At 68.7% G+C, this 11,994-nt stretch carries 11 protein-coding genes; 8 read left to right on the top strand and 3 right to left on the bottom strand.

Annotation, left to right across the window (positions count from 1 at the left end):
• Positions 1–396, top strand: a 396-nt coding sequence (locus DSP71_RS22920) for a CDP-glycerol glycerophosphotransferase family protein (RefSeq protein WP_258546207.1), incomplete at its 5' end; no start/stop codon positions are given.
• Positions 393–1,829, top strand: a complete 1,437-nt coding sequence (locus DSP71_RS01690; protein ID WP_058631843.1) for a CDP-glycerol glycerophosphotransferase family protein — start codon at positions 393–395, stop codon at positions 1,827–1,829. The genes DSP71_RS22920 and DSP71_RS01690, both read left to right, overlap by 4 nt.
• A gap of 36 nt (positions 1,830–1,865) precedes the next feature.
• Here DSP71_RS01690 and DSP71_RS01685 read toward each other — a convergent pair whose 3' ends face one another.
• Entirely contained in the window at positions 1,866–2,939 is a 1,074-nt protein-coding gene (locus tag DSP71_RS01685; protein WP_258546206.1) for a glycosyltransferase family 2 protein, read from the bottom strand.
• A 122-nt stretch (positions 2,940–3,061) separates the two neighbouring features.
• Between DSP71_RS01685 and DSP71_RS01680 the strand changes: the two genes are divergently transcribed.
• From DSP71_RS01680 to DSP71_RS01655, 6 genes are all read left to right on the top strand, one after another.
• Positions 3,062–4,345, top strand: coding sequence for a CDP-glycerol glycerophosphotransferase family protein (locus tag DSP71_RS01680; protein ID WP_058631844.1), 1,284 nt, complete (start codon positions 3,062–3,064; stop codon positions 4,343–4,345).
• Positions 4,346–4,347: 2 nt separating this feature from the next.
• Positions 4,348–5,118 carry a biotin--[acetyl-CoA-carboxylase] ligase gene (locus DSP71_RS01675; RefSeq protein ID WP_113680204.1) on the top strand — a complete coding sequence of 257 codons (771 nt, stop codon included), beginning with the start codon at positions 4,348–4,350 and terminating at the stop codon, positions 5,116–5,118.
• Between the two features lie 86 nt (positions 5,119–5,204).
• Positions 5,205–5,708 (top strand): PH domain-containing protein, encoded by a 504-nt coding sequence (locus DSP71_RS01670; protein ID WP_046749535.1) that lies wholly within the window; start codon positions 5,205–5,207, stop codon positions 5,706–5,708.
• Positions 5,709–5,841: 133 nt separating this feature from the next.
• The gene (locus DSP71_RS01665) at positions 5,842–6,966 is read left to right on the top strand and encodes a 5-(carboxyamino)imidazole ribonucleotide synthase (protein WP_113680203.1); all 1,125 of its coding nucleotides are present in this window, start codon (positions 5,842–5,844) and stop codon (positions 6,964–6,966) included.
• A 140-nt stretch (positions 6,967–7,106) separates the two neighbouring features.
• Positions 7,107–7,574: a 5-(carboxyamino)imidazole ribonucleotide mutase gene (gene purE, locus DSP71_RS01660; RefSeq protein WP_046749831.1), complete on the top strand. Its 468-nt coding sequence runs from the start codon at positions 7,107–7,109 to the stop codon at positions 7,572–7,574.
• Entirely contained in the window at positions 7,571–9,025 is a 1,455-nt protein-coding gene (locus tag DSP71_RS01655; RefSeq protein WP_113680202.1) for an LCP family protein, read from the top strand. Before purE ends, DSP71_RS01655 begins: the two co-directional genes overlap by 4 nt.
• 239 nt (positions 9,026–9,264) lie before the next feature.
• On the opposite strand, the gene DSP71_RS01650 is transcribed toward DSP71_RS01655, so the two are convergent.
• The gene (locus DSP71_RS01650; protein ID WP_046749531.1) at positions 9,265–9,849 is read right to left on the bottom strand and encodes a hypothetical protein; all 585 of its coding nucleotides are present in this window, start codon (positions 9,847–9,849) and stop codon (positions 9,265–9,267) included.
• Positions 9,850–9,992: 143 nt separating this feature from the next.
• Positions 9,993–11,756: a DUF4012 domain-containing protein gene (locus DSP71_RS01645; RefSeq protein ID WP_113680201.1), complete on the bottom strand. Its 1,764-nt coding sequence runs from the start codon at positions 11,754–11,756 to the stop codon at positions 9,993–9,995.
• Positions 11,757–11,994: the final 238 nt, after the last annotated feature.

The raw sequence follows: 11,994 nt of genomic DNA, 5'->3' as shown, positions 1-11,994 counted from the left end.
GTGCGCGCGCTCGGCTCCTCTCTGCTGGCGGACGCGACCCCCGTGCTTCCCGCGGTCGACGTGCTCATCACCGACTACTCCTCGCTCGCGTACGACGTCGGTCTGCTGCGGATGCCCGTGCTCTTCCTGGCTCCTGATGCGGAGGAGTACGGCCGCACCCGCGGGTTCTACGGCCGGTTCGAGGACGTCGCGGGGCCCGATGCGGCCTCCGACTGGACGCAGTTGCTGATGCAGCTCGACGCGCTCCTCGGCGATGATGCCGTGCGTGACGCGGCGTCCGAGCGTTCCGCTACGCTCAGCGCGGAGATGCATGCATATCGGGACGGACGGAACACCGAGCGTGTGTACCAGGTCATCCGCGCGCGGGGGATACCCGCGCCGAAGGGAGCAGTATGACAACGGCCCGCATCGATGACGCGGCGGAGGCCCTGATCATCGAAGGGACCGGTCAGCGACCGGAAGCGGCAGAGCTGGTGGGTCCGCGAGCGCAGGTCGATGCCCGCCTCACCGGCGGAGGGAGAACCTGGAAGGCGACCTTCCCTCTGCAGGCGTCGCGGTGGGGCGGCCCGTCCCTCCCGCTGCCGACCGGAGCATACGAGCTGCGCATCCCCGGCGTCGATCTGGATGAGCTGCAGCTGCCGTCCACGGTGCTCACCGGGGTCCGCGTCGCCGTGAACGCAGGCACAGTCCGCATCGCCGCTCCGATCGACCCGGTCTACGAGACCGCGGAAGGCCGCTCGACCCTGGAGGAGCGTTACGTCGCGCAGGCGGGCGGAACCGAGAACGCGGTGTTCTTCGAGAGCTTCTACGGCCGCAGCGTCGGCTGCAACCCGCGAGCCATCGATCGCGAACTCGCGGCGCGTGCTCCAGAGGTGCGCCGGTACTGGAGCGTCGTCGACCTCTCCGTCGAGGTCCCGGAAGGAGCGATCGCCGTCGTCGAGGGCAGTCCGCAGTGGTGGCACGCTCGCGGGGCGGCGCGGCTGCTCGTGGTGAACGACTGGCTGCGCCGACGTTTCGCACGCAAGCCGGGACAGAAGGTGCTCCAGACATGGCACGGCACGCCGCTCAAGCGACTGGCCCTGCACCGCCCCGGCTTCGACCCGCGGCGCATGGCCGCCGTCGTGAAGGAGTCACGGCGTTGGGACGTCCTGCTGGCGCAGAACACCTATTCCGAACGCATCCTCCGCAAGGCCTACGCCTTCTTCGGACGCCCGATCTGGGTGGAGGGCTACCCGCGGAACGACGCGCTCACCACGGGGGATCCCGTCGCGGTCCGCGCATCGTTGGGTATCGGGGCGGATGAGCGTGTGCTCCTCTACGCGCCGACGTGGCGGGACGACCGCGCGGAGATGGTGGACTTCATCGACGCTGAGCTGCTGGCACGCGAGGCCGACGCCGTTGTCCTCGTCCGCGGGCACTCGCGCACCCTGGAGCAGGGGCGGGACCGCGCAGGTGCGCGTGTCATCGACGTGACCGGGTACCCGGAGACCGCGCGGCTGCTCCTCGCCGCCGACGCACTGATCACCGACTACTCCTCTGTCATGTTCGACTTCAGCGTGACCGGCAAGCCCATGTACTTCCTGGTTCCCGATATCGATCACTACCGCGGACAGCTGCGGGGCTTCTACTTCGATCTCGCCGAGAGGGCACCAGGGCCGCTCGTGCGCACGCAGGAGGAGCTCACCGCCGCTCTCGCCGATTCAGGGCACGAGGCCGTCTACGCGGCGCGGTACGCCGCCTGGCGGAGGCAGTTCAACTCGCGCGACGACGGTCACGCCGCCGAGCGCGTGGTCGACCGGATCCTCGATCTGGGGTTCGTCACGCGCTGATAGCGCCGGTGGTGTGGGCTGGTGTCTGCCGCCGGCTCAGGGAAGAGGCGTGTTGCGGGTGCCGAGACGCGAGGCATCCACGGTGTCGCGGGCGCCGCGCAGGACCCCGCCGAGGAAGCCCAGTCCCCACGAGACGTGCATGGTCGGGAGCACCAGGATCGTCCAGAGTCGTTGGCGGAAGCCGCCGCCGCCTGGTGCGAGAGCGACCCCGAGGACGAGAAGAAGGTACAGCGCGAGCGGTCCGTAGACGAGGATCGACGCGACGAGGGAGGCTGCTCCGGCGAGCACCCCCGTCACCTGCAGCACAGCGAGGACGACCGCGAGAGCGATGACCACGACCAGCGCCGGGGGAGCGAAGTAGCGGATTCCGTTGCTCCTGCCGAATCGGCGTACGAGCTCACCCCTCCAGGCGCCTGTCGCCCGGAACTGTCGAGCCAGGCGCAGCCAGCTCTCCCGTGGCCAGTAGGTCACAGAGAGGGCGGGGTCGAACCACACGCGGTGTCCGGCCTGACGGATCCTCAGGTTGAGTTCCCAGTCCTCGCCTCGTCGGATCGACTCGTCGAACAGGCCGACCTCGTCGAGCACCTCGCGTCGCATCACACCGAGGTAGGCCGACTGCGCCTCACCTTCGTGCGCGCTCCCGTGGTAGGCGCCGCCGCCGAGTCCGACCGGGGAGTTGTAGAGCCGCGCGACCGCCTTCTGGAACGGGGTGCGCCCTTCGGCGTGCATCACCCCGCCGACATTCGCCGACCCGGTCCGCTCCAGGGTCTCCATCGCGCGGGCGGCGTAGCCGGGGGAGAGCTCGGAGTGCGCGTCGACGCGCACGATCGTGTCATAGCGACTCGCGAGGATGGCGGCGTTCAGGCCCACCGGGATGTGCGCGGCGGGGTTTTCGACCAACCGGATCCGGTCATCTGCTTCGGCGAGTCGGCGTGCGAGCTCTGTGGTGCCGTCCGTCGACGGTCCCAGCGCGAGCACCAGCTCCGTCGGCGCATCGACGTCCTGCGCGAGCACCGAGGCGATCGCATGCTCGAGGTAGGCGCGCTCGTTGAGCACCGGCATCACGAAGGACACCCCGGAAGGGGGAGCGGGGAATTCGGATGCGGACACATGACGATCATGGCACGGCGCCGACGGACGTTCCCTGAGGGGCGCGGGAACGGCGCTCCTCGGTCAGCTGGACGCGGCGACCTACGCCGGTGGGCACGATCAGGACGAACTATCCTGGAGGGATGGGTGCACTGTCTGACGCGAAGAAGGCATACCGTCTGCTGAAGCGGGCGCTCGCGTCACGCTCGGCGGTGCAGCGCGTGCGGCGGCACCTCGCGGAGCAGGAACCGCTTCCCGCCGGTCACTTCAAGGTCGCGGTCTACTTCGCCGACGGCGCCGTGAACATGTACCAGATGCGCCAGTGGTACCGCCCGCTCATCGAGCTCTCGAAGCGCTGGCCCGTCGTGGTGCTCTCCCGGCAGGCGACCGGGGCCGAGAAGCTGCTCGAGGAGGACTCGCCACCGGTGGCGTTCGTGCCGACAGTGCGTGATCTGGAGCGCTTCATCGCGACGCAGGACATCCGTGTCGTGCTCTACGTGAACCAGAACACCCGCAACTTCCAGATGTTCCGCTACGGACGGCGCTGGCACGTCTTCATCAATCACGGCGAGTCCGACAAGATGTACATGACGACGAACCAGTACAAGGCGTACGACTATGCCTTCGTCGCCGGTCAGGCTGCGCGGGATCGGCTCTCACGCACACTGTGGGATTACGACGTCGACCGGCGCACGATCGAGATCGGCCGTCCGCAGGCGGATCACTACTCCGGGACCCTTCCGTACACGCCGGACGAGCGCACCGTCGTGCTATACGCCCCCACGTGGGAGGGCGATCGTCCCAGTGCCCACTACGGCTCCATCGCCTCGCACGGCGAGAGCCTCGTGAACCGATTGCTGGCGACCGGCGCGCACCGCGTGATCTACCGTCCCCACCCGCGCAGCGGGGTGGTCGACGAGGAGTACGGTGCGGCGCATCGGCGCATCGTGGCGGCCATCGAGGCTGCGAACGCCGCCGACGCTACCGCTCATCACGTCTACGACGCGGCCCCCGAACTCGGCTGGCAGCTCACGGCCGCCGATGTCGCGATCGTCGACATCTCCGCCATGGTCTACGACAGGCTCGCGGCGGGGAAGCCCCTCATGATCACCCGGCCGGCCGACGAGCAGGCGTCGATTGACACGCAGGGCTACCTGTCGGACTGCGAGTGGCTCACCGTCGAGGGCGCCGACGATATCGTGGCGGAGGTCGAGAGGGTCCGGGCCGACGAGGCGGCGATCGCCCGACTCCGGATGTGGGTGCAGCACTACTTCGGCGACACCACGCAGGGGGTGGCGACGGCGAAGTTCCATGCCGCTGTCGAACGCCTGATGCAGGAGTGGGAGCACTGGCATTCCCGCGAGGTCGGGAGCGTCCGTGACGACGAGGACGATGACGACGAAGAAGCCGAAGACGAGGACGCCTGAGCATGCGGTTCCCGCTGTCGAGCGCGATCGTGCCCCGCTTCGTGCAGGTGGATCACACCGGTTCCACGAACGCCGACCTGCGGGCGCACGCTGCTGAGGTCGAGGGGTGGCCGCACCTGGCGACTCTGGTGACCCGCGATCAGCGTGCCGGACGTGGCCGTCTCGACCGCACCTGGGTCGCTCCAGCCGGCTCGGCGCTCGCCGTCTCGGTGCTGTTGCGGACACTGCCGGCGGAGCCCACGGCACGCGGGTGGATTCCACTCGCCGCCGGCGCCGCGATGGTGAAGGCGATCGACGCGCAGCTTCCCGGTCACGACGTCTCCATGAAGTGGCCGAACGATGTGCTCGTCGACGCGCACAAGATCTGCGGCATCCTCGCGGAGGCGACCGCGGACGCGGTGGTGGTGGGTGCCGGGGTCAACACGGAGATGACACGCGAGCAGCTTCCTCTGCCCACCGCGACGTCGTTCGCCGCGCTGGGCGCTGCCGTGGACGAGGACCTGCTGCTGTCGGTGTACCTGGAGACGCTCGACCGCCATCTGGTCGCGCTCACCGCTTCGGAGGACGCGGTCGCGAGCGGTCTGCACGGTGTCGTCTCGGCGCTGTGCGCGACCATCGGACAGGCGGTGCGGGTGTCGATGCCTGCCGGAGCGGTACTGGAGGGCGTGGCGTCGTCGATCGACGCGGAAGGCCGTCTTCTCGTCGTGTCGGACGGCCGGGAACATGCTGTCTCGGCCGGTGACGTCGTGCACGTGCGGCCTGCCGGAAGCTGACACGCCGTCGCACAGACGGCTTTGTCGCAGATCACAGGCACAATGGTGGGGTGACCCAGCCTGTGACGCTCGGTGGACGGCCTCTGATGCCGCCGCCCGGAACGCCTTCGGAGGAGTTGCTGATCGCGCGCTTCCGGAGCCACGCGCGGCGTCTGTTCTGGTCTGCCGTCGTGCTCATCGCGGCGTTCGGGGCCACGGGCTACTTCTTCGGCAACCTGCCGGAGGGCTTCGAGGACTGGATGCTCCTCGCCGCCGCCGGGGCGTTGGTGCTCTTCGCCGTCGTGCTGCCGTTCATCATCTGGTACTCCCGGACCACCACGGTCACCACCAGACGGGTCATCGCTCGTCAGGGGCTCGGAGCCCGGAGTCGTCATGAGATGTCTCATGCGCGCGGCTACACCATCGCCGTGCGTCGCGGTCCGCTGCAGCGCCTGTGGGGCTCGGGAACCATCATCCTCTCGAACGGTGTCGATGCTCCCCTCCGACTGCCCAACGTCCCCAACGTGACCCTCGTGCACGAGACGCTCGCAGATCAGATCGAGGTCGGGCAGATCCTCGCCCATCGCGACGCACAGGCCGTCGGCGACTGAACCGCGAGTCGACCGCGGCGGGTGCACCGTACAGGTGCACAGTAGAGCTGCACCATCGCGCCGCCATATCCGCAACCTGTCGTGCGCGCCATGATCGGTGAGCGAGAATGGGAAGGACGAATGGAGGCGGCACATGGCGCTGCGTGTGGGCGTGATCGGCGGAGGACAGCTGGCACGGATGATGATCGCTCCGGCGGTCGAGCTCGGACTCGATCTGCGAGTGCTCGCCGAGGATGAGGGGATGTCCGCCGGGCTCGCGGCCACGGCCGTCGGCGACTATCGCGATCTGGAGACCGTGCGCGCATTCGCGGCCGATGTCGACGTCGTCACCTTCGACCACGAGCACGTTCCGCAGGATGTCCTTCGTCAGCTGGTCGACGGCGGTGTGGTCGTCCACCCCGGACCAGACGCGCTGCAGTACGCCCAGGACAAGATCGTGATGCGCAGGCGCCTCGCGGAACTCGGAGTGCCTCAGCCCGAATGGGCTGTGGTGCGCACGGAGCCCGAACTCCAAGCCTTCTTGGACGAGCACGGAGGCGCCGGTGTAGTGAAGACGCCACGCGGCGGGTACGACGGCAAGGGTGTGCGCGTCGTGCGTGCGGCCGCGGAGGCGCAGGACTGGCTGGTGGCGCTCGCCGAAGGTGACGCGCTCCTCGTCGAGGAACTCGTCCCGTTCGTGCGTGAGCTCGCGCAGCAGGTCGCGCGTCGCGCCGGTGGCGAGATGGTCGCGTATCCGGTGGTCGAGACGGTGCAGCGTGATGGCGTGTGCGCCGAGGTCATCGCTCCGGCTCCCGCTGCGACGGAACGACTCGCGGAGGTCGCCGAGGGGATCGGCCGCGCCATCGCCGAGGGGCTGGGGGTGACCGGGATGCTCGCGGTAGAACTGTTCGAGACCGAGGACGAGCGAATCCTCGTGAACGAGCTCGCGATGCGTCCGCACAACAGCGGGCACTGGAGCCAGGACGGTGCCGTCACCGGCCAGTTCGAACAGCACCTGCGCGCAGTCGCCGACCTTCCGCTCGGCAGCACTGCACCGCGGGCGCCCTGGTCCGTCATGGTGAACATCCTCGGGGGACCGGCTGAGGGCACCATCGAGGAGCGGTTCGGTGCGGCGATGGCTGAGCACCCGCAGGCGAAGATCCACACGTACGGGAAGGCTCCGAGGCCCGGCCGCAAGGTCGGTCACGTGAACGTCGCTGATGCGGACCTCGACGATGCGGTCTACGTCGCGCGAGCCGTCGCCGCCCACTTCGATTGATCAGCGACCGGCAGGGCCGACTCCCGGAAACATGCGGGATCAGAGGTGTGCCGTTCGGGGAATCTCACAGCACCAGACCGTACCCTGATCTGGTGACTGAGCCACTGCACTCCTCCGCCGCACCTCTCGTCGGCGTCGTGATGGGATCCGACTCCGACTGGCGCGTGATGAGCGACGCATCTCAGGCCCTCACGGACTTCGGAGTACCGCACGAGGTCGAGGTGGTGTCGGCGCACCGGACCCCCGACAAGCTCATGTCGTACGCGCGCGACGCACGCTCCCGCGGCATCCGCGTCATCATCGCCGGTGCCGGGGGAGCTGCTCACCTTCCCGGGATGCTCGCTTCGATGACGCCGCTACCCGTGGTGGGAGTGCCGGTGCCGCTCGCCTTCCTCGACGGCATGGACTCGCTCCTGTCCATCGTGCAGATGCCCGCAGGCATCCCGGTGGCGACGGTGTCCATCGGCGGAGCCCGCAACGCCGGTCTGCTCGCCGCACGCATCCTCGGGACCTCGGATGTCGCGCTCGCGGATCGCGTCGAGCAGTATGCCCGCGACCTCGAGGCGCAGGTCGAGGAGAAGAACGAACGGTTGAAGGGCTCGCTGTGACCCTTGCGCCTCCGCGCGCATCACAGCGCCCGCTCATCGAGACCCGGCCGCTACGGCACCCGGACTCCGCCGACCCCGGCGTGATGACCAAGCGCGGCTGGTGGCTGCTCGTGATGAACCTCCTGGTGCCGGGCTCGGCGCAGGTCGTCGCGGGCAATCGGCGACTCGGTCGATTCGGGCTCGGCGCCACCCTGCTCGCCTGGTTCCTCGCGATCGCCACGGTGGCGCTCGCCCTGTTCGCCCGTCCCGTCCTGCTGTGGCTCACGATCGGTGGGGGATTCTTCTCCACCGTGGTCCTGACACTCGTGCAGGCGCTGCTCGTCGGCTACGTCGTGCTCTGGGCGGTGCTGACGTTCGACACGTTGCGCATGGTGAGGCTCGTCAAGCTGCCCACCCTGTCCCGGCTCGCCATCCCGGTCGTCGCGCTGGTCCTCCTGGGACTCGTGGGCGGCGGGGCAGCTTATGCGGCCACGGCCGTGGGGTCCGTCCGCAACACCATCGGATCGATCTTCGGTCAGAGCGGCCCCAGCGTCGCGCCCAGCGACGGCTATTACAATATCCTCCTCCTCGGAGCGGACAGCGGCGACGGCCGTGACTCGATGCGCTTCGACAGCATCTCTGTGGTCTCGGTGAATGCCGACACCGGTGCCGTGACGATCACCGGCATCCCGCGAGAACTCCCGAACGCACCGTTCAGCGACGGCAGCCCGATGCAGGAGCTGTATCCCGACGGTTTCGAGGGGCATGGCTCCTCGACCTGCGGTTGGAACGGGTGGATGAACCACGTACGCAACGCCGCTGAGGTCTGCCGGGAGGACGGCGGCAAGGGGCTCTACCCCGACGCCGTCGCCAACGGCTCGGAACCGGGCATCGAGGCCACCAAGGACGCCGCAGAGGGAGTCCTCGGGATCGAGATCCCGTACTACGTGTTCGTCGACATGCACGGGTTCGCTGAGCTCGTCGACGCGCTGGGTGGGGTCGAGATCAACGTCACGGAGCGCCTGCCCAAGGGCGGTCCGCCCGAGGGGTGGACGGGCAGCGATGTGAACGAGTGGGCCATCGGGTGGATCGAGCCCGGCAAGCAGCGCATGGATGGCGACACGGCGCAGTGGTACGCCCGCTCGCGGTACACCACCAGCGACTGGGATCGGATGAAGCGTCAGCGGGAACTGCAGGCGGCCATTCTCGCGCAGTTCACCCCGCAGACGGTGCTCACACGTTTCAACGAAGTGGCAGCGGCGGGTACGGCGTTGATCAGCACCGACCTTCCCTCCGACAAGCTGCCCGAGTTCTTCGACCTGATGCTGAAGGCGAAGGAGCAGCCGGTCACCACGATCGAGCTCACGCCCGATTCTGGCGTCGACGAGCACCAGCCGGACTACGCGTTCATCCGCGACATGATCCAGCAGAAGCTGCACCCCCCGACGGCGACGCCGACGCCCGAGCCCTGATCGAGAGTCCCGGGCGAGGCGTGCTGGACTTCCCACGACGGCCAGGGCGAAGCCGTGTACCCGGGCACCGTCGGCACCGGCGCTCCTGAGCGCACGCGCGACAAAGCCCACGACCGCCTCCCGGAGGAGGACAGCCGTGGGCTTCCGGCGATTTTCCGCCGGATGCACCAGACGACGGTGATCGGAGGGGGAGGGATCACCGTCGTCCAGTCGACCACCGCACGAGGCGGCAGCCGGACCTACGCGCGCTTGCGGCGCGAGGCTCCCACTGCGACGAGGGCTCCGCCGGCCACCAGAGCTGCTGCTCCGCCGCCGAGGATCCACGGCGACACGTCTCCACCGGTCAGGGCCAGCTCGATGCCGCCCCCGGTGAGGGGAAGCTCGGAGCCCGCAGCCGCGACGCCGGGATCGTGGTCGCAGCTGGCCGCGGCATCGTGTCCGTGCGACACGGTGATGGTCGCGGTGTACGAGCGCGAGCCGTTGAAGGCGACCGCGTAGGAGCCTTCGCCGTCGGACGGCGGGCGGAACGTGAGCGTCATGCTCCCGTCAGCGGCAGCGGTGTTGCCCGAGATCGCCGCCTTCGCGGCGTTGTAGCCGGACACCGCCACGTTGACGTTCTCGGACGGAACGAAGTAGCCGGGACCAAACACGATCGTCGACGCTTCGCAGATGTCGATGATGGGGTCGCCGACCTTGGCGCCGGGAGGCGTCGGATAGGAATCGGACGACGCGACAGGTGCAGTCGGCGCAGCGGTGGCCACGGTTGGCGCGACGAAAACGAGCGCGCCGGCGGCAAGGCTGATGGCAGCCAGTTTCTTCAGCATGATTTCTCCCCAGAATTTCACGCGGAATCGCCTTTGGACACACCCCTGCATCCAACTGCGTGGCGTCTTCCTGCCCCCACGGCAGGATGACAGACGCCAGATATTCCCCAGTGAGTCGACGATACCCTATCGGGTGGCGAAAGTCACGAAGCGCATCGCAGCGGTTCCCGTGTCGTCTCGGGGGTGTCGATGAGGGGGGTGTGCAGCACCTCGGTGAGTCTCTGCCCTGCACCCGTGCCCTGGAACTCGACGGTGATCGTCGTCGACTCGCCAGGCGCGAGTGACACCTCGTGCTGAACCGCCGAGCGGTCGCCGATCATCGCGGTCTGAACGCCCTCTTCCGCTCCGTCGCGATCGATGTGCGAAGGCGTCGCTCCTTCCGGGCCGTACACGGCGATCAGGGTCCGCACCGCGCCGGCGGGCACCCCATAGAAGCCGTCGGCCGTGACGTAGGTGGGCAGCGAGGTGGCGGCGTCGGCGGGCGCGGTGTTGGTCCACGTCACGCGCACCTGGGTCGTCGGCTGGCCCTGGCAGGTGCCGACCGACGTCGAGAGGGACGCCCTGGTGTAGTAGTCCATCTTCCCGCCGGTCGTGTCGTTCATCAGCACGCCGACGTAGGTCGCATCGCCGGTGTCCGCGGGGATCGTGCCGCCGAGGTCGGAGTCGGCGAGCACGGCCTCCTCATCTTCGTGAGCACTCCAGATGCGGATGCGTCCTTCCGCCGCGGAGTCCGCGAGTGCTCCCAGCAGAGCTCGTGGCTCTGCGCCGGAGAGCGCAGCGCCGAACAACGCCCCTGCGGCCTGCGCGAAGATCTCATCCTGCACCGCGGGGTCGGGGACTGCGGCGTAGATCTGCGAGAGAAGGATGTCGGTGACGTTGTCGGAGCTCGCGGTGAAAGGTCCGAACGTGAGGTCGCCGGTGGCAGCGAGCAGGTGCTTCGCCACGACCGCGTCGACGGCGACGACACCGTCGACGGTTCCGCCGAATCGGCCCTGCCACCGGGTGGCGATCGCGGCACCTGCTTCGCGGAAGTCCGGGATGCTCGTGATGTTCTGCAGATAGCGACCTGGACGGTCCTCGAACAGGGCGGTCGTCGAGTCGCTGAGCGGCAGGGCCGTGTCGAGCGGGGGGAAGTCGCGAGTCGATGCCTGAGTCTGGAGGGTGATCCTTCCGTTCTCGGCGTGCAGCAGCGCGATCGCCCCGATGATTCCCCCCGAGGAGCGCAGTTCCGCATTGTTCTGCATCGCGAGCACGTAGGTACGAGGGCCTTCGCCGCCGAGCATGGTCGGCAGCAGCACGGCAGCACCGTGCAGCGAGCCGACCACCGTCGCGGCTTCGGTGACGGAGGAACGCATCGTGCGGATGGCATCGGCGAGCGGGGGGAGCGTCGCATCGGCGTCGATGCGACGTGCCTGCTGCTGCGCGGCCGTGAGCGCGGTCTCGGCGGTTCCCAGGGGGCCTGCGATCTCTGCGAACGGTGCGAGGTCGATGGAGCCGCCGGTGAAGCCGAGGCTCGCCAGATCGAAGTCCGCCGCCACGTCGAGGAGCGGCGTCAGCGCGTCGGATGACACGTCGTCGGCGATCTCGGCGATGTCGCTGACGGCACTGAAGTTGGGGCCGACCCATGGCAGTGCTCCGAACGCGTGCCAGACCGGGTCGGAGGTGAGGTCGTGCGCGGAGTCCGCATTGTGCGCGATGCTCCTGGCGAGGGGCTTGGCTGCGTCGAGGTCACCGGCCGCGATCGCCGCCTTCAGCTGCGCGCTGCCTTTGGCCACCTGCTGAAGATCGCTCACCGCGCCGAACCCTCGGATGGCGACCCAGCCGATCGCGACGACCAGAAGGGACAGAAGAACGCCGACGGTCCACCCGATCCATCGGCGTCGGACGGGAAGTCGACCATCGCTCACTCGAGCATTCAAGCACGAACCTCTGCTGCCGTGGTGGGCGGAAACTGTGCGAACGCTGACATTCGCGCGTCTCCGGCTGTGTGCTCCGCGGGGGAGCGGCATGGCGAGGATAGCCTGGGGCCATGGGTGCTCGGCTACGCGTTGTTCTGGATCAGCTCGCGAGCGTCGTCGATCCCGACCACGCCGAGGCAGCGGTCGGGCTGGTTGGCGGTCTGGTCGCCACGGCGCCGTCGGGATG

This window comes from Microbacterium sp. H6 (assembly GCF_003314775.1).
Taxonomy (GTDB): domain Bacteria; phylum Actinomycetota; class Actinomycetes; order Actinomycetales; family Microbacteriaceae; genus Microbacterium; species Microbacterium oxydans.
This window is presented reverse-complemented; position numbering and strand designations above follow the sequence as displayed.